20 protein-coding genes and 1 other RNA gene are annotated in these 24,133 nt (G+C 51.8%); 11 read left to right on the plus strand and 10 right to left on the minus strand.

The annotated features are described in order from the left end of the window. Positions 1-11: 11 nt before the first annotated feature. Together OGX93_RS14805 and OGX93_RS14810 are read right to left on the minus strand one after the other, a co-directional pair. Positions 12-407 (minus strand): YraN family protein, encoded by a 396-nt coding sequence (locus tag OGX93_RS14805; protein WP_047461029.1) that lies wholly within the window; start codon positions 405-407, stop codon positions 12-14. After that, positions 365-2,410 (minus strand): penicillin-binding protein activator, encoded by a 2,046-nt coding sequence (locus OGX93_RS14810; RefSeq protein ID WP_286449090.1) that lies wholly within the window; start codon positions 2,408-2,410, stop codon positions 365-367. The genes OGX93_RS14805 and OGX93_RS14810 overlap by 43 nt, the downstream gene beginning before the upstream one ends. 62 nt (positions 2,411-2,472) lie before the next feature. Here OGX93_RS14810 and rsmI point away from each other — a divergent pair, with 62 nt between their 5' ends. Together rsmI and OGX93_RS14820 are read left to right on the plus strand one after the other, a co-directional pair. After that, positions 2,473-3,336 (plus strand): 16S rRNA (cytidine(1402)-2'-O)-methyltransferase, encoded by an 864-nt coding sequence (gene rsmI, locus OGX93_RS14815; RefSeq protein WP_047461036.1) that lies wholly within the window; start codon positions 2,473-2,475, stop codon positions 3,334-3,336. Positions 3,337-3,338: 2 nt separating this feature from the next. Further along, a complete protein-coding gene (locus OGX93_RS14820; RefSeq protein WP_286449089.1) occupies positions 3,339-4,328 on the plus strand; it encodes a Fic family protein in 990 nt (329 codons plus the stop codon). Here OGX93_RS14820 and OGX93_RS14825 read toward each other — a convergent pair. The 8 genes from OGX93_RS14825 to garD form a co-directional block, all read right to left on the minus strand. Then, positions 4,325-5,098, minus strand: a complete 774-nt coding sequence (locus OGX93_RS14825; RefSeq protein WP_153257888.1) for a DeoR/GlpR family DNA-binding transcription regulator — start codon at positions 5,096-5,098, stop codon at positions 4,325-4,327. The genes OGX93_RS14820 and OGX93_RS14825 overlap by 4 nt on opposite strands. A gap of 110 nt (positions 5,099-5,208) precedes the next feature. Continuing rightward, positions 5,209-6,252, minus strand: a complete 1,044-nt coding sequence (gene gatD, locus OGX93_RS14830) for a galactitol-1-phosphate 5-dehydrogenase (RefSeq protein WP_058668145.1) — start codon at positions 6,250-6,252, stop codon at positions 5,209-5,211. Positions 6,253-6,296: 44 nt separating this feature from the next. Next, positions 6,297-7,670 carry a galactitol-specific PTS transporter subunit IIC gene (locus tag OGX93_RS14835; protein WP_134769012.1) on the minus strand — a complete coding sequence of 458 codons (1,374 nt, stop codon included), beginning with the start codon at positions 7,668-7,670 and terminating at the stop codon, positions 6,297-6,299. A gap of 4 nt (positions 7,671-7,674) precedes the next feature. Next, positions 7,675-7,959, minus strand: a complete 285-nt coding sequence (gene gatB / locus OGX93_RS14840; RefSeq protein WP_058668144.1) for a PTS galactitol transporter subunit IIB — start codon at positions 7,957-7,959, stop codon at positions 7,675-7,677. 29 nt (positions 7,960-7,988) lie between these two features. Then, positions 7,989-8,453, minus strand: coding sequence for a PTS galactitol transporter subunit IIA (gatA, locus tag OGX93_RS14845; protein WP_112001524.1), 465 nt, complete (start codon positions 8,451-8,453; stop codon positions 7,989-7,991). Between the two features lie 14 nt (positions 8,454-8,467). Continuing rightward, the gene (gene gatZ / locus OGX93_RS14850; RefSeq protein ID WP_134769013.1) at positions 8,468-9,739 is read right to left on the minus strand and encodes a tagatose-bisphosphate aldolase subunit GatZ; all 1,272 of its coding nucleotides are present in this window, start codon (positions 9,737-9,739) and stop codon (positions 8,468-8,470) included. 158 nt (positions 9,740-9,897) lie between these two features. Next, positions 9,898-10,752, minus strand: a complete 855-nt coding sequence (locus tag OGX93_RS14855; RefSeq protein ID WP_047461058.1) for a tagatose bisphosphate family class II aldolase — start codon at positions 10,750-10,752, stop codon at positions 9,898-9,900. Between the two features lie 289 nt (positions 10,753-11,041). Beyond that, positions 11,042-12,613 (minus strand): galactarate dehydratase, encoded by a 1,572-nt coding sequence (gene garD, locus OGX93_RS14860; RefSeq protein WP_012135264.1) that lies wholly within the window; start codon positions 12,611-12,613, stop codon positions 11,042-11,044. A 409-nt stretch (positions 12,614-13,022) separates the two neighbouring features. Between garD and garL the strand changes: the two genes are divergently transcribed. The 9 genes from garL to pflB all read left to right on the plus strand — a co-directional run bounded on the left by garL (position 13,023) and on the right by pflB (position 24,124). Continuing rightward, positions 13,023-13,793, plus strand: coding sequence for a 2-dehydro-3-deoxyglucarate aldolase (gene garL / locus OGX93_RS14865; RefSeq protein WP_024130976.1), 771 nt, complete (start codon positions 13,023-13,025; stop codon positions 13,791-13,793). A gap of 28 nt (positions 13,794-13,821) precedes the next feature. Beyond that, positions 13,822-14,712, plus strand: a complete 891-nt coding sequence (gene garR / locus OGX93_RS14870) for a 2-hydroxy-3-oxopropionate reductase (protein WP_012135258.1) — start codon at positions 13,822-13,824, stop codon at positions 14,710-14,712. A gap of 96 nt (positions 14,713-14,808) precedes the next feature. After that, positions 14,809-15,954 carry a glycerate 2-kinase gene (garK, locus tag OGX93_RS14875; RefSeq protein ID WP_286449087.1) on the plus strand — a complete coding sequence of 382 codons (1,146 nt, stop codon included), beginning with the start codon at positions 14,809-14,811 and terminating at the stop codon, positions 15,952-15,954. 32 nt (positions 15,955-15,986) lie between these two features. Further along, an RNA gene (gene rnpB, locus OGX93_RS14880) (RNase P RNA component class A) lies at positions 15,987-16,365 on the plus strand. 794 nt (positions 16,366-17,159) lie between these two features. After that, positions 17,160-18,098 carry a transcriptional regulator TdcA gene (tdcA, locus tag OGX93_RS14885; RefSeq protein ID WP_047461068.1) on the plus strand — a complete coding sequence of 313 codons (939 nt, stop codon included), beginning with the start codon at positions 17,160-17,162 and terminating at the stop codon, positions 18,096-18,098. 103 nt (positions 18,099-18,201) lie between these two features. Next, on the plus strand, positions 18,202-19,191 hold the full coding sequence (gene tdcB / locus OGX93_RS14890) for a bifunctional threonine ammonia-lyase/L-serine ammonia-lyase TdcB (RefSeq protein WP_012135254.1): 990 nt from the start codon (positions 18,202-18,204) through the stop codon (positions 19,189-19,191). Positions 19,192-19,225: 34 nt separating this feature from the next. Continuing rightward, on the plus strand, positions 19,226-20,557 hold the full coding sequence (gene tdcC, locus OGX93_RS14895) for a threonine/serine transporter TdcC (protein WP_012135253.1): 1,332 nt from the start codon (positions 19,226-19,228) through the stop codon (positions 20,555-20,557). Between the two features lie 31 nt (positions 20,558-20,588). Next, positions 20,589-21,797, plus strand: a complete 1,209-nt coding sequence (gene tdcD, locus OGX93_RS14900; RefSeq protein WP_024130974.1) for a propionate kinase — start codon at positions 20,589-20,591, stop codon at positions 21,795-21,797. A 32-nt stretch (positions 21,798-21,829) separates the two neighbouring features. After that, positions 21,830-24,124 carry a formate C-acetyltransferase gene (gene pflB / locus OGX93_RS14905; protein ID WP_047461071.1) on the plus strand — a complete coding sequence of 765 codons (2,295 nt, stop codon included), beginning with the start codon at positions 21,830-21,832 and terminating at the stop codon, positions 24,122-24,124. Positions 24,125-24,133 lie beyond the last annotated feature (9 nt).

Genomic DNA, 24,133 nt, shown 5'->3' on the forward strand with positions numbered 1-24,133 from the left:
TAAATCTTCAATTATGAGCGGTCGTTAAAGGCATCCTTAAACCACTCAACATCATTTCCGGTGAAGGCTAACACATCGAACCGGCAATCCACAGTATCAAAACTCCCATTGTGGCGAGCAAGCCACAAGCGGGCGGTCTGTAATAATTTGTGTTGTTTGCTCCAGGTCACACTGGCGGCCGCGCCGCCAAACTGTGCCGAGCGGCGATAACGAACCTCAACAAAGACCGTGGTTTTTCCGTCACGCATTATCAGATCGATTTCGCCGCCGCGCTCACGCACGTTGGCGGCAACAAAACGCAGTCCCTTGCTCTCCAGCCAGCGGCGTGCGGCGGCTTCCCACACGTCGCCGGTCTGTTTACTCGTTAACTGGCGGGGACGATTTGCCCTTGCTGGTATTTGAGCCATGATAACTTCCTGTTAATCACGCAATCCTGTGTGGCGGTTAACGCCCCGGTATTACCGTTAATTTCAAAACCCGGCACCTGGCGCATCTGCGAGAAGTGGTTCGCCAGCGACCACGCGTCTACGCCCATCGCGTACATACGGGCAAGGGAGTAGTCGTTGCGTACGGCGCCGAGCGCCTGCTGCATTAACGGCATGTTGCTACCGGCCAGCATTGGGATCTCGCTGTACTGCAAGCCTTCCATTTCCAGACGGAAGTCGGGGCCGGAAGTGCCCTGCGCGCTGCGCGAGCTGGCGTACAGCGTTGCGCCGCTTTGGCTGCCGTTACGCATGGCGATCATCGGTTTAATAAACCCGATCTCTTCCGGCGTCGCCAGAATATAGACCGCGTCAACGCGACCGCCGCCGCCAGTGATCTGCGCGTCTGTCGGCGGTGCTGGAATCGTCAGGCCGCCAATGGTGACGCCCGGCTGTGAGGGCTGGCTGGCGGCGACAGGGCTGCCCGTCAGGGCAATGCCGGAGCCGCCGTTGACGCCCATTCTCAGTTCAGCGGTAGAACCGAATTTCTGCTGCAACACCGTGCCGCCGCCCAGCTTCTGCCACTCCTGAGCGAAAGCGTTCGCCACGCGATCGCCCAGCCCGCTGCGTGGAATCAGCAACAGCGGATTTTGTTTGCCCTGGTCGTGAATATGATGCGCCGCGTCGCGGGCTTCATCTTCAGGTGAGAGGGCAAAGTAGCAAATATTGGCGTGGTTCTGCACCTTCTCAGGCTGATTAAGCGCCAGGACATTCAGCGGCGTATTGCTTTTGATCAGCTCTTCAACGTTATTTTTCAGCAGCGGCCCGACAACAATGCTGGCGCCGTCCTGCTGAACCTGCGTGAGGATCTGATCCAGCGGTTGAGAGGTGGTGTCGTAGATTTTCAGTTCAGCAGAAGGGTTGGCCGGCGCGCTCGCCGTAGCGGTCTGCGCCGGGGCGCTTACCGGTTGCTCGACGGGCTGCGTTTGTTCGTCGCCAGTCAAATCGTTCACCGCCGCCTGAGAAGGGCTGGCGACGCCGTCAGCGGCTTGCGGCTGGGCAGGTTCTGCCGACGCTGTCGGTTCCGCGACAGGCGCAGCGGCAGGCTGCGCGTCCACCGGTTGCGTCCCCAGATTTTTCGCCGCTTCAAAACCTTGCTGAATGGTGCGGCCAAAAATGGCGGCCTGGCCGTTCAGCGGCAGCAGCAGGGCGATTTTGCTGGTAGAAGCCGGTTTAAAGCTTTGCACATTGACCAGTTGTGTAGGCAGCAGTTTTGCCCCTGGGTTTTGCGGGTAGCGTTTTTGCCAGTCGGCAATCCCGGCTTTCATCATGTCCGGGTCGTTACGGTTATCGAACCAGACACGCTGTAAATCCAGCCAGCCTTGCAGGACGTTTTCATTGGCGTTAATGACCAGCGCCTGAGCCTGTTCCTGGGTCATAGAGGAGAGCGCTTGCCAGGTGGCGTCCATGTTCTTCTGCTTGTCTTTTGCAGACAGCAGCGGCTCCTGGGCGATTAACGCGCGCAGCAGTGAAAGAGAAGGGCGGCCCTGGCTGGCATCAATTTTCGCCTGCCAGTAACGCGCCTGTTGGTTCTGATCCAAATCAGCCGGAGTGAGTTTTTCCAGCAGCGCCTGCGCGCCGGCGATATCTTTCTGCGCCAGTTTGATCTCAACCGCCAGCAGCGACTGTTCGCGACGCTGCGCATCGTTCAGGTTTTGCGGCAACTGGTTGAATAATTCGATGGCATGCTGGCTTTTGCCTTCTTTCAGCAGTGCACGAATGGCGAGTAATTGCCAGTTGGTCTTGCTATCATCTGAACTTTGCTGCATTTGTTGCAGATAAAAGCCGGAATCAGCTTGTGCCGTGCCCTGCATATGGGCAGCACTTTGATCCGGCGCCTGGGTGCCACAGCCCGCGAAAATCAATGCTGCCAGAATGACAGGCAGCGCGCGCGCGGCTTTCAAACGAGAAAATGTTGAGGGTACCATACTGTATCCAGTGATATTTTTTACGCAATGCTCAATATTAAATCGGCAATACGGACGACACAATGAAACAAAACGAATCGGCGGATAATTCTCAGGGCCAACTCTATATTGTACCTACTCCTATCGGGAATTTGGCTGATATTACCCAACGAGCGCTAGAAGTTTTGCAAGCCGTTGATTTAATTGCCGCTGAAGACACTCGTCATACTGGACTATTGTTACAACACTTCGCGATTAACGCCCGTTTGTTCGCTTTACATGACCACAATGAGCAGCAAAAAGCCGAGACGCTGGTGGCGAAGCTAAAAGAGGGGCAGAACATTGCGCTGGTTTCTGATGCCGGAACGCCATTGATCAATGACCCGGGTTACCATCTGGTGCGCACCTGTCGTGAAGCCGGCATCCGTGTGGTTCCGTTGCCGGGGCCGTGCGCCGCGATTGCCGCGCTGAGCGCCGCCGGGTTGCCGTCCGATCGTTTTTGCTATGAAGGTTTTCTGCCCGCGAAATCGAAAGGCCGCCGTGATGCGCTGAAAGCGATTGAAGCAGAACCACGGACGCTGATTTTTTATGAATCCACACACCGTTTGCTGGACAGCCTGGAAGATATGGTCGCCGTGTGGGGAGAATCTCGCTACGTGGTGCTGGCGCGTGAGCTGACCAAAACCTGGGAGACCATTTACGGCGCGCCGGTCGGCGAACTGCTGGCATGGGTGAAAGAGGACGAAAACCGCCGCAAGGGGGAAATGGTACTGATTGTCGAAGGGCACAAAGCCCAGGACGATGCGCTTCCTGCCGACGCGCTGCGAACGCTGGCGTTGTTACAGGCGGAACTGCCGCTGAAAAAGGCCGCCGCCCTTGCCGCCGAAATCCACGGCGTGAAAAAGAACGCGCTGTATAAGTATGCGCTGGAGCAGCAGGGGGAGTAACAGTGAGCACCTACCAACCACCTTTCGTCATCACTCCATTGATCCTCAATCAAGTCATTGAGGTTGGTGAGTTGATGGGGCATTGGGCCGCGATGGCTGGTAGGACATCTCCTCTTTTGCGCAAAGAGAATCGTATTCGCACTATTCAGGCCTCTTTAGCGATTGAGCATAATTCGTTGACTACGGAACAAGTCACCGCTCTGATGGAGGGGAAACGTATTCTGGCTCCTGCTAAAGATATACAGGAAGTTAGAAATGCGATTCTGGCCTATGAAAAGATGTCGGAATGGAAAAGTGAAAAATTATCTGACCTTTTACAAGCACATCGGGTCCTTATGCTCGGTCTGGTCGATAATCCGGGCCAGTTACGTACCGGAAATGTTGGTGTTTACAGGGAAAAACAGCTTATTCACATGGCTCCTCCGGCCTCACAAGTTTTTCGTTTGATGAATGATTTACTTGGCTGGTTAAAAACGACAGAGCTCCACCCACTGATTGCTGGTGCTGTTTTCCATTATGAGTTTGGATTTATTCATCCTTTTGCCGACGGAAATGGACGCATGGGGCGGTTGTGGCAGACATTAATCCTACGTGAGTGGCGATCGGAATTGGCGTGGCTACCTGTAGAGACACTGATCCACTACCAACAGGACCGATATTACCAGGTGTTAGGGCAGTGTGATCGGCAAAGTAGCTGTACGCCATTTATAGAATTTATCCTGGAAAACATCATCTCTGCTTTGCAGGAGGGATTGGGAAAATCACCAGCCCTGTCGGAAGAAATGTCGGAAGAAATGTCGCCTGATTTACTGGATATAGAAAAACGTATTCTACAAATCTTGTCGAATCATCCGGGCAGATCCGCCAAAAGTATCGCTGATGAGTGTGAGCTCTCAGCCCGAACCGTAGAACGCTATCTGAAAGCGTTGCAGCTAAAAGGCAAACTGCAACGCGTTGGCGCGACAAAAGGGGGGATGTGGCGGGTAATTTAAACGACCAGCAGCTCAACGCCTGTTTTGGTCAGCGCTGATTTATCCTGTTTGCTGATGCTGTCGTCGGTTATTACACAGTTAATCTTCTCCATTGGAAGTACCTGATTAAAACCACGGCGGTTAAATTTTGTCGCATCCAGTACGGCAATGACCTTATGTGCCGCAGCAGCCATCACGCTACTAATCGAATAGCCTTCATTGAAAGTTGTAATGCCGTTAGTTGCATCAATCCCATCAGCTCCAACAAACATGAGATCCGCACTGATCCCATGTAGCGAGCGTTCCGCAATTGTGCCATGCATGGAATGCGTTTTGTGTCGCACGGTACCACCACAAACGACCAGGGTCAGGTCTTTATTGTCGGATAAGGTAAATGCGGCAGGTAAGCTATTTGTGATAACGGTGATATTGCTTTTTCGGGTTAATGCTTCAGCAATCAGCAATGTCGTACTTCCGCTATCCAGAATAATGGTCATCCCTTCTTCAACCATCGAGGCTGCGGCCTGGGCAATTCGTTTTTTAGGGTCGCTGGCGAGTTGATAGCGATCTTCGAGTATGACTTCCTGATTGTCGCCTTCAGCCAGATGACTTCCAGGTTTTGCCGCGCCGCCATGAAAACGTGTGACAAGCCCTTTTTCTTCCAGCAAACGCAGGTCGGCGCGGATAGTGACTTCAGAGATACCAAAGGTATTCGAAAGATCCATAACCAGTACGCTACCCTGCGTATTAATCAGATCGACAATTTTGTTCCTTCTCTCAAATGAGTTCATATTGATTTGCCTGACAATTAACTGTGACTAGTTTAATCGAAGGATTGCGAAAGGTGAACGCTAAATTTCGAAAGTAATTGTGAGCCAGCGCAGGTTGCTGGCTCATGATGTCAGGAGAGCTTAAGTAAGATTTTTCCCTGCATTGGCGCGCCGTTAAGCGCTTTCACTGCGTCGGCAAAACTGTCAGCATCACCGCGATGGGCAATTAACGGTTCAAGTTGTAGACGTTTTTCCGTGAGTAAACGCGCTGCGGTTTCCCACTCTTCACCAGGCCAGGGACTGGAATAGTTCATCCAACTACCAAGTATTGTTAACTCTTTACGCAGAATTTGCCCAAACACGCCTGATGTCAGCGTCAGGTCATGGTGCAATGTTCCTACCAGAGCTAACTGGGCGCGTGGCCCTGCTATTTCGATGGTCAGGGAGACCGTTTGCGGCGTACCTGCTGTCTCCAGAATCAATTGATCAAACTGAATATCAGATAGTGCGGCGTGGATCTCTGACGCGGTCATTTCACGACTGTTAAAGGTGTACGTTGCGCCCAGCTCTTTAGCCAGTTCAAGTTTCTGGGGATTAATATCGATTGCTGTAACGCTTTTGGCTCCCAGCTCACGGGCGCACTGCATCGCCAGCAGGCCGATGGTACCCGCCCCAACGATAATAACGTTTTTACCTTTACAGCCTTGCGCCAGGTGAAAGGCGTGTAACCCTACGGTGATAGGTTCGATAAATGCGCCATCTTCAATTGGCATATCGGAAGGAAGCCGGAAGAGGTTGGCGCGTTTAACGACAACGTATTCAGCATTGCCCCCTTCACTACGTGAACCGACAAACTGGTATTGCTTGCATAATGAAAAATATCCCCGTTCGCATTGCGGGCAGTGAAAGCAAGGAAGAAGCGGAACACAGGCGACAGCATCGCCAGGCTGCATATCGGTAACACCTGAACCATAAGATTCAACGTAACCGCTAAATTCATGGCCTAACGTGATTGGATAATAATGCGCTCCGTGGGCGAAAATACGGGGGATATCTGAACCACAAAGACCCGAGCTAATAACCTTGATTAATACATCATCATCGGCCTGTATTTGTGGTATGGGACGTTCTTCAACGCGCACGTCTCCCTCAGCGTGAATCACCACTGATTTCATAAGTTTCTCCAAAGATGTTAAGGGGAGCGAATGCTCCCCTGGAATTAAGAGGCTGTTTGACTTTGCTGGGTAGCTGCTGCTTTTTCAGCGGCCATAAAGTTGCGGGCTCTGCGCCAGGTCAACAGAACGCCGGTAAAGTAGATGGCACCGATAACCACGAGACCAATAACATTTTGCCAGGTGAAAAGTTCAATGAGTAACCAGGTGACTGGAGAACCCCCCTGGTCCATGGAAGCTACCATGCCGCCAGTCTTCAGAGCCCCGGCATTAGCGGCGAGTTGGGTATGCAGGCCGATAGTTTGTGTGGCGATCCATAGCGTGATACCCATGATAATGACACCGGATATCAACGTGCGGAACAGGTTACCCTGATGTACTGCTACCGCCATTGCGACAAAGAAACCGATAGTGGCGAGATCACCGAATGGGAGTACCTGATTACCGGGCACCAGTACCGCGATCAGAATAGTCAGCGGAATAAAAATCAGGCTGGCGGAAACCACTGAGGTGTGGCCTAGTAATAGTGCAGGGTCCAGGCCAATCAGGAATTCCTGCCCGCCAAATTTAGCTTGCAGACGTTTGCGGGCATGCCTGGCAATAGGCGTTAAACCATCCATGATCGGTTTAATCACCCGTGGCATCAGGAGCATGACTGCTGCTGTTTTTACAGCCAGTTGCAGCACGCTTTTCACGTCATAGCCTGCCAACATACCGATAACGAGCCCCATGACGAAACCGACAGTAACGGGTTCTCCGAAAGGACCAAAGCGTTTTTGTACATCATCTGCGCTGAAGTGAATGCGATTCAGACCCGGAATTTTTTCAATGATCGTATCAACCAGTACCGCTATCGGGCCAAGATAAGCAGACGAACCATGTGGGATGGCGATCCCCTCCAGACCAAAGAAATCGCGGGTATCTTTGGCAAACCAGTCACCCAGTTTGTAGACAAAGGCGGCATGAACAACGACGCCCAGGATACCCAACCAGTAAGAACCTGTCGCAAGATGCAGCATGGCGCCAGTAAATGTCATGTGCCAAATATTCCAGATATCGACATTCACAACGCGTGTTATTCGCGTGATCAGCATGATGACATTAACGCCAATAGCGACAGGGATGGCGATCAGTGCAATTTGCGACGCCCATGTCATCGGAGACGAACCCGGCCAGCCGATATCAATAACATGCAGGTTTATCTGGAACTGTTCTGCCATGGCTTTCGCCGCAGGTCCGATAGAGTCGAGCATCAGACCAATCACCAGCCCAATACCAACAAAACCAATGCCGATGTGCAGACCGGATTTAAAACAATCCCCGAGCTTCATCCCCAGTAATTTAGAGAAGACGATAATCACCAGAGGCAGCATTACCGTGGGTCCTAAGTCCAGGATATAACGCATTATTTCGCTAAACATGACGTTACCCCTTAAGGATGCTCAGGATTTTTTGCTGCAATGCTTCAATACCCACGCCAGAAACAAATGGCATGCCGTGAACGACCGGGATATCGCCAAAGGTACGGTCAACGCGGGCGGTGGTACAAATAAGATCCGCGCCATCCATATAGGTTTCGATCTCCGTGACCCGGCATTGCACGAGATCAAGATCGATATTGTGAGCTTCACATAATTCTTTAATTTCTTCTGCGGCCATGGTTGAGGTCGCTACCGCACCGCCACAGGCCACGATTACTTTACGTTTCATAGGGTATTCCTTTTATTATCAGTTTGTTATTAGGCCTGGGCGCACGGCTCAGACTCAAGGATGGTTTCCCGGAAGAGCGTAGCCAGCTCGGAATCAGGTGCGCTCAGCAAGGCGTCAAGAATGCTCGGATTTTGTAGCTCACTAAAAAGACGGCGCAGAAGCTTCAGCTGTGCCGCAGGGTTTTCAACGATAAGTGCGATGATTAAAGAAACGGCGATCTCTTCGTCATCGTCGGCCTGTTGAAACTTCACCGGATTATCCGGCCGAATCAGATAGATTGCGGGTGATTTAGCATGAATGGCTTCGCAGTGCGGAATGGCGACGGCATGGCGTTCCAGCGCGATCCCTGTCGGGAAATTCGCCTCGCGTTCTACCAGTGCCTGCGGATAGCTTTCATGTACAACACCTTTTGCCAGCATCTCCTCTCCAATGTGTGCCAGCACTTGCTGGCACGAGTTAAAGTCAATTCCGGTTCGGACAAAAAGTTGGCTCATATATTCTCCGAATATCAGGCGGTTTCAGGCACACAACCAAAGCGGTAGGCACGCAGAACGTCCTGGATTTTGTCGATAATCAAGTTATGAGGTGTGGCGGTTAATACCCCTTCGGACAGACGTTCAAACTGTACGGGCATAAACTGACTGATGAGTCCTGGCGGTAATGAAACCCCGTTCAGATTGGCAATTAATTTCTCCACACTTTGACGAATGCGTGGATGCGGCCAGTAGTAGCGAATACGATCGGATAAGCTGAAGTGAATATCGATCATCGCCTGGCTCCAGGTCGGACGATAATACTTCTTCCAGTAACCTGGCTCGTTAAGCATCACTTCATCGATCACTTCCAGTACCCGGCTGCGTTGTTCTGGAGAAATCAGTTCGTTCTCCATTTGCGCGAGTGCAAAAATCGCTTCACGTAAAGCAAAGGTCAGTGCCGGGCCGACTTTCAGAATGGCGTAGTGATCGCGTACCAGTGCGCGGTAGGCATGACGTGTTTGATAGTCGGTAGAGTGGGCCTCATACACCATCGGCGTGTCTTTAATCCATGCGGAAAGCGCTTCAGCGGCCTGCGGTTGATAATGAATAATTTGGGAGTGATCGAATTCCACGCCAGGCTGTACCACAATGGCGATAATGCGAGCTAATGCTTCCTCGAGCCCTAATGCGCGAAAGGCGACCTGGTGCGTTTCCAGCGTACGGGCGGCATCTTCTTCACGCGTGACGTGAACGCGGCCGATGCTACTGGCTTCACCGCCGGGAACAGGAACTTCAGTGCCAATGACATAGGTTAAATGGCGCTTTTGTTCTTCAGTGGCCGTTGTTTCAGCGGCCTGGCAAAGTACAGCTGCGCGTTGGGCCACGACCATAGGATCAAGTGGGGTTGGATCGTCGGCACATGACATTGATGCATCCAGGTGGATTTTGCTAAAACCTGCGGCGACATAAGCCTTAATTAACTCAACAGATTTCTCCATTGCGGCGGCTGCGGATTCATTCTGCCAGCAGTTAGGCCCCAGGTGATCGCCACCCAGAATCAATCTTTCACGCGGGAATCCTGTTTCCTGTGCAATGTTATAAACAAAATCGCGGAAGTCGGCGGGTTTCATGCCGGTATAACCGCCGAACTGATTAACCTGGTTGGATGTTGCTTCAATCAAAACTTTATTGTTTGTCGCGAGATCAAAGCGTAGCGCTGCTTCAATAACTAACGGATGTGCTGAACAGACGGAACAAATGCCTGACGCTTCACCTGCCTTATGACGAGAGATTATCTCTTTCACATCTATCTCCGATATCTTTTGTTTATCTTCATAATATTTTTGGATTGAAGGCAAAGGGTAAAAGCGACTTTCGTGATCCAGCTATAAAAAGATACCCTTGACCAAAATCCTTACAATTCATGTAAATGAATGAGTTAAGAGGCTGTGATATAGCAGCCTTATAGCCTTCCTTCGCAACCGCAGTCGGTGATGACTTTACGTACGACATCTTTCATTGCGGCTTTGGCCGGAACCATGTAATGCCGTGGATCGCTGGCATCGGAATGTGTACGCAAATAATTTTTCAGGGCGTCGGAAAAAGCGATTTTTAGCTCGGTTGCGACGTTGACTTTACAAATACCCAGTGAGATAGCCTTGCGAATATCACTGCCAGGTAGCCCTGATGCGCCATGTAAAACTAAAGGGATATCAACATGCTGTCGGATCTCTGCCAGGCGTTCGAAATCCAGTTTCGGTTCTGCGGTATACAGACCATGTGCGGTGCCAATCGCTACGGCCAAAGAGTCGATACCTGTTTTAGCCACGAATTCTTGAGCCTGTTCTGGATGGGTATACAAAGCATCTTTGCCATCCACGATGAGATCATCTTCCTGTCCGCCCAGACGCCCCAGTTCTGCCTCAACACTGACGTCATAGCGATGGCAGTAATCCGTTACGTTTTTCACTAAGGCGATGTTGTCTGCAAACGGCAGGTGCGAGCCGTCGATCATCACTGAGCGAACGCCTGCCCTGACTTTCTCTTCGATATCCATTGTTTTCTCATGATGATCGAGATGAATGGCCAGAGGATGGTTCCAGGTTTTTGCCAACTCGCTGGCAATTGCCACGATATTACTGACGCCAGCGTAGCTGAAGGTTCCTGGTGTTCCGGCAACGATCAATGGCGCACGCATTTCAGCGGCGGTTTCCACCACGACCTGTAATGTTTCGAGGTTGTGGATGTTGAATGCGGGCACCGCGTAACCTTCACGCTGAGCTTTCTTTAGCATCGTTTTGGTTGAAATGATAAACATCCTTCCTCCGAATTCTTTCGTTTATTTTCTTCGAAAGAAGATATAGGGTTTCGTAATGTTATTTTGTGATTTCGATCTAATAAATGAAAGTTTCGAAAGTATCTGGAGGGTTGCGAAAGTCGTGCGATGAAAAGCGCTGTAAGAATGAAGCAAGGGTTGGGGGGCTTATCAATTCAGACGTAGAAAGAGGGAGGCAGCAGAAGATATAAAATGTAGGTCTTCAAAATGGAGAGTCTTTAAAAAGCGTTGCCGGATGGCGATGCGATCCCCATCCGGCCTTTTTTCGTCATCAGGTCACTGGCGCGGGGTTAAACACGGCCAACTGGTTATGCAGCCCCCATTGGTCTGAGAAGGTTTTCTTACGACCGCTCGCGACGTCCAGAATAAAGTGGAACAGCTTCCAGCCCACGTCCTCAATGCTCTCTTCCCCTGTGGCAATGGTGCCCGCGTTGATGTCCATCAGATCAAACCAGCGATTCGCCAGCTCTGTGCGGGTCGCCATTTTGATTACCGGAACCGCCATCAGGCCATATGGCGTTCCGCGACCGGTTGTGAACACCTGCACGGTGATCCCGGAAGCGACCTGCTGTGTGCCGCAGACAAAATCACTGGCGGGCGTGGCGGCGTAAATTAAACCGCGTTTTGTTGGCCGCTGACCGGGGGACAGCACTTCCACAATCGCGCTCTGCCCGGATTTTGCGATAGAGCCCAACGCTTTTTCCACCACGTTCGCGAGACCGCCTTTTTTGTTGCCCGGCGACGGGTTGGCGCTGCGGTCGGTTTTCCCCATATCAAGATAATTATCGTACCAGGCCATCTCTTCCAGCAGGCGTTTGCCGACCTCTTCGTTAATTGCGCGTGGCGTGAGAAGGTGGATCGCATCACGGACTTCGGTGACTTCCGAGAACATCACCGTCGCGCCGCAACGCACTAACAGATCCGAGGCGTAACCCACCGCCGGGTTGGCCGTCACGCCGGAAAACGCATCGCTGCCGCCGCACTGCATTCCGACCACCAGTTCGGAAGCCGGGCAGGTTTCACGCTGGCGCTGGTTGAGCTTCGCCAGGTGGCGTTCGGCCACCTGCAAAATATCCTCGACCATTGACTTAAAGCCGACGTGCTGCTCATCCTGCAAACGCACAATACTGGCGCTGTCCACCGGAATCCCTTTCACATCTTCCGTGCCTTCCAGCAGACGTTCCGGCTGAAGTTTTTCACAGCCAAGGCCGATGACCATAACTTCGCCGCCGAAGTTCGGGTTCAACGAGATGTTATGAATGGTGCGGATAGGCACCACGGCCGCAGGCGCGTTGATCGCCACGCCGCAGCCGTACAAGTGGTTCAGACCGACAACGCCGTCTACATTCGGGTATCCGGGCAGCAGGTCACGCTCAATGATCTTCACGACATAATCCACGACGCCCGCCACGCAGTGTACGCTGGTGGTGATGCCGAGCAGATTTTTGGTGCCGACGCTGCCATCCGCGTTGCGGTAGCCTTCAAACGTGTAGCCTTCCAGCGGCGGCAGCGGTTCCGGCACTTTCGTCGCCAGCGGCAGGGTGTGTAACGGCGGCGCTTTCGGTAGCTCAACCAGCGACTCATCTATCCAGCTGCCGCGTGCGATGTCGCGAACGGCATAGCCGATCACCTCGCCATAACGCACGATTTCGCCGTGAGCAGGAATCGCCTCCAGCGCCACTTTATGCCCCTGAGGAATATGTTCAACCAACGCCAGACCGTCCGGGAAACGCGTTCCGGCTTGCAGACCATTGTCATTAACAATAATTGCCACGTTATCGGTGTCATGCACTTTAATATAAAACGCGGTTGGCGATTCTTGTCTAATTTCGATATCGGCCATTGTCCAGTATTCTCCAGCCAGGTGGTGATAATAAATGTGTTAAAGAGAACAACTGCTTTTTATTGTCAGAATTAAAAATACGTTGCTGCTAAATAAAGAATGCCAGGAGTTTTTGTTTAAAAATGTGATCGCGATCGGCCATTATTCCCGATGGTACGGGCGCTGGGCGAGTAATGTACAAATTTGTGCATCACCGCCCATGACGTTGTGCAAATGCTCAAAATATTATTCATTGTGAATATTAAAATTGAGCAATACAACAATGTTTAGCGGCGTAAGTATGATTATACTGATTCACGACTTTCATTATCCGCTATCGATAAAATATCAGCGTAATTCCTTAGATGAGCAAATCGAAATATCTCCCGGAATTGCGGAAATAAATAATGATTCATCCAGGGTATAAATGATGAGTAACGATATCTTCCCGAACAAATTTAAAGCTGCGCTGGCAGCGCAACGCATTCAAATCGGCTGTTGGTCCGCGCTGGCAAACCCCATCAGTACGGAAGTGTTAGGGCTGGCAGGTTTTGACTGGCTGGTGCTGGATGGCGAACATGCGCCGAACGATATCTCAACTTTTATTCCACAACTGATGGCGTTGAAAGGCAGCGCCAGCGCGCCGGTGGTACGGGTGCCGACGAACGAGCCGGTCATTATTAAGCGTCTGCTGGATATCGGTTTCTATAACTTCCTGATCCCGTTTGTCGAGACGGAAGAAGAAGCCGTTCGCGCCGTGGCCTCGACGCGTTATCCGCCGGAAGGCATCCGCGGGGTCTCCGTTTCCCATCGCGCCAATATGTTTGGCACCGTGCCGGATTACTTTGCCCAGTCAAATAAGAACATCACCATTCTGGTGCAGATCGAAAGCCAGCAGGGGGTGGATAACGTTGATGCTATCGCGGCCACTGAAGGCGTTGACGGTATTTTTGTCGGCCCAAGCGATCTGGCTGCGGCGTTAGGTCATCTTGGCAACGCCTCTCACCCGGAAGTACAGAAAACCATTCAGCATATCTTTGCCCGCGCCAAAGCCCACGGTAAACCGTGCGGCATTCTGGCGCCGGTCGAAGCCGACGCGCGCCGCTATCTGGAATGGGGCGCGACGTTCGTTGCTGTGGGGAGCGATTTGGGCGTGTTCCGCTCCGCCACGCAAAAGCTGGCTGACGCCTTTAAGAAATAACCACCACTGAAACAAGAGAGAGAAGATTATGACGATGAAAGTAGGTTTCATTGGCCTGGGCATCATGGGTAAACCAATGAGCAAAAACCTCCTCAAAGCCGGTTACTCGCTGGTGGTTTCTGACCGTAACCCTGACGCGATTGCCGAAGTTATTGCCGCAGGCGCAGAAACCGCAACCACGGCAAAAGCCGTTGCCGAACAGTGCGATGTGATTATCACCATGCTGCCGAACTCGCCGCATGTGAAAGAAGTGGCGCTGGGCGAAGGCGGCATTATTGAAGGCGCGAAGCCAGGCACCGTTTTGATCGATATGAGCTCTATCGCTCCGCTGGCAAGCCGTGAAATCAGCGACGCGCTGAAAGCAAAAGGTATCGATATGCTGGATGCGCCGGTAAGCGGCGGCGAGCCGAAAGCGATCGACGGCACGCTGTCGGTGATGGTTGGCGGCGATAAAGCGATTTTCGATAAATATTACGATCTGCTAAAAGCAATGGCCGGTTCCGTGGTGCATACCGGTGATATTGGCGCGGGCAACGTGACCAAACTGGCTAACCAGGTGATTGTCGCGCTGAACATCGCAGCCATGTCTGAAGCGCTAACGCTGGCGACCAAAGCGGGGGTGAACCCGGATCTGGTGTATCAGGCGATTCGCGGCGGTCTGGCGGGTAGCACCGTGCTGGATGCGAAAGCGCCGATGGTGATGGAACGGAATTTCAAACCGGGCTTTCGCATCGATCTGCATATTAAAGATCTGGCGAATGCGCTGGACACCTCTCATGGCGTAGGCGCGCAGCTGCCGCTGACCGCCGCCGTGATGGAAATGATGCAGGCGCTACGTGCCGATGGTCTGGGCACGGCCGACCATAGCGCCCTGGCCTGCTACTACGAAAAACTGGCGAAAGTGGAAATCGCTCGCTAATGACGTCATGCCCGGTCGCGCGCGGCGGTCCGGGCCTATGACCCTGGCCGGATAAGTGAAACGCCATCCGGCGTTGTGCAGTAACAGGCTACAACTATGAAAATCGTAATCGCCCCAGACTCTTATAAAGAAAGCCTTTCTGCCGCTGAAGTTGCGCAGGCGATAGAAAAAGGATTCCGGGAAATTTTTCCCGATGCGCAGTATGTTTCTATCCCGGTCGCTGACGGCGGAGAGGGAACGGTCGAAGCCATGATTGCCGCCACGCATGGAACGCAGTATACCGCTTTTGTGACGGGGCCGCTGGGGGAGACCGTCATGGCCAACTGGGGCATGTCCGGGGACGGCAGCACCGCGTTTATTGAAATGGCGGCGGCCAGCGGGCTGGCGCTGGTTCCGCCAGAAAAGCGTAATCCGTTGATTACCACGTCGCGCGGTACCGGAGAGCTGATCCTGCATGCGCTGGAGCACGGCGCCAGAAGCATTATCATCGGCATTGGCGGCAGCGCGACCAATGACGGCGGCGCGGGCATGGTGCAGGCGCTGGGCGCCCGATTAACGGATGCGAACGGTACTGAAATTGGGAACGGCGGCGGCAGCCTGAACAGCCTGAATTCGATTGATATCACCGGTCTCGATCCGCGTTTAAAAACGTGTGCTATCCGGGTGGCCTGTGATGTGACCAATCCACTGACGGGCGAAAATGGCGCGTCGCAAATCTTTGGGCCGCAGAAAGGCGCGACCGAAAAGCTCATTCATGAACTGGATGGCAATCTTGCTCATTATGCCGACATGATTAAAAAGTCGCTGCGCGTGGATGTGGAAAATGTCCCCGGCGCGGGCGCGGCTGGCGGGATGGGGGCGGCCTTAATGGCTTTCCTCGGCGCAGAGTTGCGCAGCGGCATTGAGATAGTCACCACGGCGCTCAATCTGGAAGAACATATCCACGACTGCGCGTTAGTCGTCACCGGCGAAGGGCGCATCGACAGCCAGAGTATTCACGGCAAAGTACCGATAGGCGTCGCCAGTGTGGCGAAAAAGTATCATAAGCCAGTAATTGGGATCGCGGGGAGTCTGACGCATGATGTGGGAGTGGTGCATCAGCATGGTATTGATGCCGTGTTCAGCGTGCTTACCCGCATTGGCACGCTGGATGAAGCCTTTCGCGGCGCGTTTGATAATATCTACCGCGCCTCGCGAAACATCGCCGCAACGCTGGCGATAGGAATGCGCAGTGCAGGGTGACAATGGCGTGCAAACCCTCTATACTGCGCGCCGAAGCTGACCAGACAGTCGCCGCTTCGTCGTCGTCCCTTTCGGGGGAGACGGGCGGAGGGGAGGAAAGTCCGGGCTCCATAGGGCAGGGTGCCAGGTAACGCCTGGGGGGCGCAAGCCCACGACCAGTGCAACAGAGAGCAAACCGCCGATGGCCCGCGCAAGCGGGATCAGGTAAGGGTGAAAGGGTGCGGTAAGAGCGCACCGCGCGGCTGGTAACAGTTCGCGGCACGGTAAACTCCACCCGGAGCAAGGCCAAATAGGGGTTCATAAGGTACGGCCCGTACTGAACCCGGGTAGGCTGCTTGAGCCAGTGAGCGATTGCTGGCCTAGATGAATGACTGTCCACGACAGAACCCGGCTTATCGGTCAGTTTCACCTCTTCATGTAAAAACCCGCTTCGGCGGGTTTTTGCTTTCATAGCGTTTGGGTTCCCGGTACTGCCTGATGGCGCTGCGCTTATCAGGCCTGTGGCAGAGCGCTTTGGTAGGCCGGATAAGACGCGTGAGCGTCGCCATCCGGCGGATTCTCCGCAGAAGGTGCCCGATCGCGCCGCGTAACATAATCTCCCCGCCAAAAGATATTTCTTGTTCTGTGACCACTAACACAAAACGCTGTGTGGTGATTTTTTAACCGGATAAAAGATTGGCTGTTGATCGCTATCACAAAATTACGCGCTACAAAAATTGACAATCACAGTGTTAATATATTGTTGGTAATGATAATGGCGTGTATTAAATGAATTAAATATTCGTGTGTGTAATGTTTTTTTACAAACAAATAAGAAGAAAAAATGTGATATGCCACAATCTTTAATCCCAATAAGGGCGTAATTGTACTTATTTTTGATTAATTGTCCGTTAAATTTAAACGTAAATCTGCGTGTTAATTATGCGATAATTGATTGAATTATCGTCTTTCCCGAATTTGTAAAATAGCGAATGAAACGCATATGTTATCGCCATAAAATATTGTTATCCCCTCATGATTTTTTGACAAAAATCATGATAAAGTGCAGTCGTGTTCTTTCAACTTGTTGATAATAAATGGTTTATTTTTTAAAAAATAAGCTTACAAAATGTAAGGTAAGTTAATTTGTGAGTAGTCGCACATAACCATGTAACCTTTATTTGGTACACTTCATGCCGTCAACAAAGTAATTAGTGCAGGTCGATATGAATACTATTCTTCTCCCTAAAACACAGCACTTGGTGGTCTTTCAGGAAGTCATTAGAAGTGGTTCTATCGGTTCTGCCGCAAAAGAGTTAGGGTTAACTCAGCCTGCTGTAAGTAAAATTATCAATGATGTTGAGGCCTATTTTGGCGTTGAGTTAATCGTTCGCAAAAATACCGGTGTCACGTTAACCAGCGCAGGTCAGGTGCTGCTTACCTGGTCTGAATCCATCACCCGTGAAATGAAAAACATGGTGAACGAGATGAACAGCATGACCTGCAACACGGTGGTCGACGTTTCGTTTGGTTTTCCTTCGTTGATTGGCTTTACCTTTATGTCTGACATGATTCATAAATTTAAAGAGGTGTTCCCAAAAGCGCAGGTGTCGATGTATGAAGCGCAGCTCTCCTCGTTCCTGCCCGCGATTCGCGACGGACGCCTGGATTTCGCTATCGGCACGCTCAGTGATGAGATGAAACTACAGGATCTACACGTGGAACCGCTTTTTGAGTCAGAGTTTGTCCTGGTGGCCAGTAAGTCCCGAACATGCACCGGCATCACCACACTGGAATCGTTGCAGAACGAACAGTGGGTGTTGCCACAAACGAATATGGGCTACTACAGCGAACTCCTCACCACGTTACAAAGAAATGGCATCAGCAGTGAAAACATCGTTAAAACAGATTCCGTTGTCACTATTTATAATCTTGTTCTCAATGCTGATTTTCTGACCGTCATTCCCTGCGATATGACATCTCCATTCGGTTCAAACCAGTTTATTACGATTCCAGTAGAGGAAGATTTACCGGTCGCGCGTTATGCCGCGATCTGGTCTAAAAACTATCGGATTAAAAAAGCAGCATCGGTTTTGGTGGAATTAGCCAAAGAATATTCATCTTATAATGGTTGCAGACGAAAGCAATTAATAGAAATTAAGTAACGGATTAAATTTAATTTAATCAAAAACTGATGCCATCTGTCTGAATATCAGACGTTGGTACTGACTATTTATTTTACCTTAATACCCAGGTTAAGAGGTTATAATGCATATTACATACGATCTCCCGGTTGCGATTGAAGATATCCTCGAAGCGAAAAAAAGACTTGCGGGGAAAATTTATAAAACAGGTATGCCGCGCTCTAACTATTTCAGCGAGCGCTGCAAAGGCGAAATATTCCTTAAGTTCGAAAATATGCAACGCACGGGCTCTTTTAAAATCCGCGGTGCGTTTAACAAACTCAGTTCATTAACGGAAGAAGAAAAACGTAAAGGCGTGGTGGCTTGCTCTGCCGGTAACCATGCGCAAGGGGTGTCTCTCTCCTGCGCGATGCTCGGTATCGACGGCAAAGTCGTGATGCCGAAAGGCGCGCCGAAGTCCAAAGTGGCGGCCACCTGCGACTACTCCGCTGAAGTGGTGCTGCACGGTGACAACTTCAACGATACCATCGCCAAAGTGAGCGAAATTGTTGAGACTGAAGGCCGCATTTTTATTCCACCTTATGACGATCCGAAAGTGATTGCCGGGCAGGGAACGATTGGCCTGGAAATTATGGAAGATCTGTATGATGTCGATAACGTCATTGTACCAATTGGCGGCGGCGGTCTGATTGCCGGTGTTGCGATTGCTATTAAATCCATTAACCCGACAATTAAAGTTATTGGCGTACAGTCCGAAAACGTACACGGCATGGCGGCATCTTATCATGCAGGAGAAATAACCACTCACCGAACGACCGGCACCCTGGCGGATGGTTGTGATGTTTCTCGCCCGGGTAATTTAACGTATGAGATTGTTCGTGAATTAGTGGATGACATTGTCCTGGTCAGCGAAGATGAAATTCGTAACAGCATGATTGCATTAATTCAGCGCAATAAAGTCGTCACTGAAGGCGCTGGCGCACTGGCATGTGCCGCATTATTAAGCGGGAAATTAGATAGCTATATCCAGAACAGAAAAACGGTCAGCATTATTTCTGGCGGCAATATCGATCTTTCTCGTGTATCGCAAATTACGGGCTTAGTTGACGCTTAAACCCGGCTATTAATCTTTTCGTTGAGGATAGGATATGAGTACTACTGATAGCATTGTATCCAGCCAGACAAAACAGTCGTCCTGGCGTAAATCGGACACCACATGGACACTGGGACTATTTGGTACTGCCATCGGCGCCGGGGTGTTGTTCTTCCCTATTCGCGCAGGGTTTGGCGGGCTAATCCCGATTCTTTTGATGCTGGTGTTGGCCTACCCCATCGCGTTTTACTGCCACCGTGCGCTGGCGCGCCTGTGTCTTTCCGGTTCTAACCCTTCCGGCAACATCACAGAAACGGTAGAAGAGCACTTTGGTAAAACAGGCGGCGTGGTCATCACGTTCCTGTACTTCTTCGCTATCTGTCCGCTGCTGTGGATTTATGGCGTAACCATTACCAACACCTTTATGACCTTCTGGGAAAACCAGTTGCAGATGCCGGCGCTTAACCGTGGCTTTGTGGCGCTGTTCCTGCTGCTGCTGATGGCTTTCGTTATCTGGTTTGGTAAAGACCTGATGGTTAAAGTGATGAGCTACCTGGTATGGCCGTTCATTGCCAGCCTGGTGCTGATCTCTCTGTCGCTGATCCCTTACTGGAACTCTGCGGTTATCGATCAGGTGGATCTCAGTAATATCGCGTTAACCGGGCATGACGGCATTCTGGTTACCGTGTGGCTGGGTATCTCCATCATGGTGTTCTCCTTTAACTTCTCGCCTATCGTCTCTTCTTTCGTGGTTTCCAAACGTGAAGAGTATGAGAAAGACTTTGGTCGTGAATTTACCGAGCGTAAATGTTCACAGATCATCTCCCGCGCCAGCATGCTGATGGTGGCCGTGGTGATGTTCTTCGCCTTCAGCTGCCTGTTCACGCTCTCTCCGGCCAACATGGCGGATGCGAAAGCGCAGAACATTCCGGTGCTCTCATATCTGGCGAACCACTTTGCGTCGCTGTCTGGCACTAAATCAACGTTTGCTACGGTTCTGGAGTACGGGGCTTCCATCATCGCACTGGTCGCTATCTTCAAATCATTCTTCGGTCACTATCTGGGCACGCTGGAAGGCCTGAACGGTCTGGTGCTGAAGTTTGGTTACAAAGGCGATAAAACAAAAGTTTCACTGGGCAAACTCAACACCATCAGCATGATCTTCATCATGGGTTCCACTTGGGTTGTGGCATACGCCAACCCGAACATCCTGGACCTGATTGAAGCAATGGGTGCGCCGATCATTGCCTCGCTGCTCTGCCTGTTGCCGATGTACGCCATCCGTAAAGCGCCGTCACTGGCGAAATACCGTGGTCGTCTGGATAACGTGTTTGTGACCGTGATTGGTCTGCTGACCATCCTGAATATCGTGTACAAACTGTTCTAATCCTTTAGCTCAGGATGAGCGGAGTAGTGAAATGAATGAATTTCCGGTAGTTCTGGTGATTAACTGTGGATCGTCTTCCATTAAGTTTTCAGTACTGGATGCAACCCATTGCGATGTGTTAATGGCAGGAATTGCGGACGGTATTAATTCTGAAGATGCGTTTTTATCCGTAAATGGAGGAGAGCCAGCTAAGCTGGCTCACCACAGCTACGAAGGCGCATTAAAGGCGATTGCGTTTGAACTGGAAAAACGTAATTTAATCGACAGCGTGGCCTTAATTGGCCACCGTATTGCCCACGGCGGAAATATCTTTACGGCATCAGCCATTATTACGGATGAAGTTATCGAGAATATCCGCCGGGTTTCTCCTTTAGCGCCGTTACATAATTACGCCAATTTAAGCGGAATTGAATCGGCGCAGCATCTTTTCCCGGGCGTACAGCAGGTGGCGGTATTTGATACCAGCTTCCATCAAACGATGGCGCCTGAAGCGTATTTGTACGGCTTGCCGTGGAAATATTTTGAGGAGTTGGGCGTCCGGCGCTATGGCTTTCATGGCACCTCGCACCGCTATGTCTCGCAACGTGCGCATGACCTTCTTGCGCTACAGGAAGAGGACTCGGGTCTGGTTGTCGCGCATCTGGGCAATGGCGCTTCTATCTGTGCCGTTCGTAACGGTCAAAGCGTCGATACCTCTATGGGGATGACCCCGCTGGAAGGGCTGATGATGGGCACCCGCAGCGGCGATGTGGACTTCGGCGCGATGGCGTGGATTGCCAGCGAAACCAACCAGACGCTGGGCGATATGGAACGCGTGGTGAATAAAGAGTCTGGTTTGCTGGGGATTTCCGGTCTGTCATCTGACTTACGTGTGCTGGAAAAAGCCTGGCATGAAGGGCATGAACGTGCGCAACTGGCGATTAAAACCTTTGTGCACCGTATTGCCCGCCACATTGCCGGGCATGCCGCATCGTTACACCGCCTGGACGGTATTATTTTTACCGGGGGGATTGGCGAAAACTCCGTGTTAATTCGCCGTCTGGTCATTGAACATTTGGCTGTTCTGGGCGTGAAATTAGATCACGAGATGAATAGCCTGCCTAATTCTCACGGTGAAAGAATTATCTCCAGCAAAGACACCAACGTTATTTGTGCCGTCATTCCAACGAATGAAGAAAAAATGATTGCCCTCGACGCTATTCATTTAGGCAAAGTTAACGCACCTGTGGAATTTGCATAATTTATTGTTGTTCTGTAGAGAGACTATTTTTCATGAAGGTAAATATCGATACCAGCGATATGCTGTATGCCGAAGCCTGGCTTGGCTTTAAAGGTACGGACTGGAAAGAAGAAATTAATGTCCGTGATTTTATTCAGCACAACTATACGCCCTATGAGGGAGATGAATCCTTCCTCGCGGAAGCCACGCCTGCGACTACCGCATTGTGGGAAAAAGTTATGGCGGGTATTCGTATTGAAAACTCGACGCATGCGCCAGTCGATTTCGATACCAATATTGCGACCACCATTACTGCCCATGACGCGGGTTATATTGAGCAGGAGCTGGAAAAAATCGTCGGTTTGCAAACCGATAAGCCACTCAAGCGCGCGCTGCATCCGTTTGGCGGCATCAACATGATCAAAAGCTCATTCCAGGCGTATGGTCGTGAAATGGATGCTGATTTTGAATATCAGTTTACCGAGCTGCGTAAAACCCATAACCAGGGTGTATTCGACGCGTATTCGCCGGATATGCTGCGCTGCCGTAAATCCGGGGTGCTGACCGGCTTACCGGATGGCTACGGCCGTGGGCGCATTATCGGCGACTATCGCCGCGTTGCGCTGTACGGTATCCGTTATCTGGTGCGCGAGCGTGAGTTGCAGTTTGCCGACCTCCAGTCAAATCTGGAGTGGGGGCAGAACCTTGAAGCGACGATTCGCCTGCGTGAAGAGCTGGCCGAACACCGTCGTGCGCTGCTGCAAATGCAGGAAATGGCCGCCAAATACGGCTGCGATATCTCCCGTCCGGCGCGTAACGCGCAGGAAGCCGTCCAGTGGCTTTACTTCGCCTATCTGGCAGCGGTGAAATCGCAGAACGGCGGCGCAATGTCGCTGGGCCGTACCGCGTCGTTCCTCGACATCTACATTGAGCGAGACTTCAAAGCCGGGATCTTAACGGAAGAACAGGCGCAGGAACTGATCGACCACTTCATCATGAAGATCCGCATGGTGCGCTTCCTGCGCACGCCGGAATTTGACACGCTGTTCTCCGGCGATCCGATTTGGGCAACCGAAGTGATCGGCGGTATGGGGCTGGATGGCCGCACGCTGGTGACCAAAAACTCCTTCCGCTATCTGCATACCCTGCACACGATGGGGCCTGCGCCAGAGCCGAACCTGACCGTGCTGTGGTCAGAAGCGCTGCCGGTCGCCTTTAAAAAATATGCGGCGCAGGTGTCGATCGTCACTTCATCTTTGCAGTATGAAAATGACGATCTGATGCGCGCTGACTTTGACAGCGATGATTACGCCATTGCCTGCTGCGTCAGCCCAATGGTCATCGGTAAGCAGATGCAGTTCTTCGGCGCCCGCGCCAACCTCGCTAAAACGCTGCTGTATGCAATCAACGGCGGTGTGGATGAGAAGCTGAAAATCCAGGTCGGGCCGAAAACGGCGCCATTAATGGATGACGTGCTGGATTACGACACGGTGATGGAGAGCCTTGACCATTTCATGGACTGGCTGGCGGTGCAGTACATCAGCGCGCTGAATATCATCCACTACATGCACGACAAGTACAGCTACGAAGCGTCGCTGATGGCGCTGCACGATCGTGACGTTTATCGCACGATGGCATGCGGCATCGCGGGGCTGTCCGTGGCGGCGGATTCGCTGTCCGCCATCAAGTACGCGAAGGTGAAACCGGTGCGCGACCACAACGGGCTGGCAGTCGATTTTGTCATCGAAGGCGAATATCCGCAGTACGGCAACAACGACGAGCGCGTGGACAGCATTGCCTGCGATCTGGTTGAACGCTTTATGAAGAAAATTAAAGTGTTGCCAACCTACCGCAACGCGGTGCCGACGCAGTCCATTCTGACCATCACCTCGAACGTGGTGTACGGCCAGAAAACCGGGAACACGCCGGATGGACGTCGTGGCGGTACGCCGTTCGCTCCGGGTGCGAACCCGATGCACGGCCGTGACCGTAAAGGCGCTGTCGCTTCGCTGACTTCCGTCGCGAAACTGCCGTTCACCTATGCCAAAGACGGGATTTCCTACACCTTCTCCATTGTGCCTGCGGCGTTGGGCAAAGATGACGGCGTGCGGAAAACCAATCTGGTCGGCCTGCTGGACGGATACTTCCATCATGAAGCGCATGTGGAAGGCGGTCAGCACCTGAACGTCAACGTGATGAACCGTGAAATGCTGCTGGACGCCATCGAGCACCCGGAAAGCTATCCGAACCTGACGATCCGCGTGTCCGGCTACGCCGTGCGCTTTAATGCGCTCACCCGCGAGCAACAGCAGGATGTGATTTCACGTACCTTTACCCAGGCGATATAACGCCGGAGG

It is taken from the genome of Citrobacter sp. CK195, assembly GCF_030333365.1.
Lineage (GTDB): Bacteria > Pseudomonadota > Gammaproteobacteria > Enterobacterales > Enterobacteriaceae > Citrobacter_B > Citrobacter_B koseri.

Bases quoted from the DNA above. Each gene is read 5' to 3' on its own strand.
- OGX93_RS14805 (WP_047461029.1), bottom strand. From the start codon at position 407: ATGGCTCAAATACCAGCAAGGGCAAATCGTCCCCGCCAGTTAACGAGT.
- OGX93_RS14810 (WP_286449090.1), bottom strand. From the start codon at position 2,410: ATGGTACCCTCAACATTTTCTCGTTTGAAAGCCGCGCGCGCGCTGCCT.
- rsmI (WP_047461036.1), top strand. From the start codon at position 2,473: ATGAAACAAAACGAATCGGCGGATAATTCTCAGGGCCAACTCTATATT.
- OGX93_RS14825 (WP_153257888.1), bottom strand. From the start codon at position 5,098: ATGAACTCATTTGAGAGAAGGAACAAAATTGTCGATCTGATTAATACG.
- gatD (WP_058668145.1), bottom strand. From the start codon at position 6,252: ATGAAATCAGTGGTGATTCACGCTGAGGGAGACGTGCGCGTTGAAGAA.
- OGX93_RS14835 (WP_134769012.1), bottom strand. From the start codon at position 7,670: ATGTTTAGCGAAATAATGCGTTATATCCTGGACTTAGGACCCACGGTA.
- gatB (WP_058668144.1), bottom strand. From the start codon at position 7,959: ATGAAACGTAAAGTAATCGTGGCCTGTGGCGGTGCGGTAGCGACCTCA.
- gatA (WP_112001524.1), bottom strand. From the start codon at position 8,453: ATGAGCCAACTTTTTGTCCGAACCGGAATTGACTTTAACTCGTGCCAG.
- OGX93_RS14855 (WP_047461058.1), bottom strand. From the start codon at position 10,752: ATGTTTATCATTTCAACCAAAACGATGCTAAAGAAAGCTCAGCGTGAA.
- garD (WP_012135264.1), bottom strand. From the start codon at position 12,613: ATGGCCGATATCGAAATTAGACAAGAATCGCCAACCGCGTTTTATATT.
- garL (WP_024130976.1), top strand. From the start codon at position 13,023: ATGAGTAACGATATCTTCCCGAACAAATTTAAAGCTGCGCTGGCAGCG.
- garR (WP_012135258.1), top strand. From the start codon at position 13,822: ATGACGATGAAAGTAGGTTTCATTGGCCTGGGCATCATGGGTAAACCA.
- garK (WP_286449087.1), top strand. From the start codon at position 14,809: ATGAAAATCGTAATCGCCCCAGACTCTTATAAAGAAAGCCTTTCTGCC.
- tdcA (WP_047461068.1), top strand. From the start codon at position 17,160: ATGAATACTATTCTTCTCCCTAAAACACAGCACTTGGTGGTCTTTCAG.
- tdcB (WP_012135254.1), top strand. From the start codon at position 18,202: ATGCATATTACATACGATCTCCCGGTTGCGATTGAAGATATCCTCGAA.
- tdcC (WP_012135253.1), top strand. From the start codon at position 19,226: ATGAGTACTACTGATAGCATTGTATCCAGCCAGACAAAACAGTCGTCC.
- tdcD (WP_024130974.1), top strand. From the start codon at position 20,589: ATGAATGAATTTCCGGTAGTTCTGGTGATTAACTGTGGATCGTCTTCC.
- pflB (WP_047461071.1), top strand. From the start codon at position 21,830: ATGAAGGTAAATATCGATACCAGCGATATGCTGTATGCCGAAGCCTGG.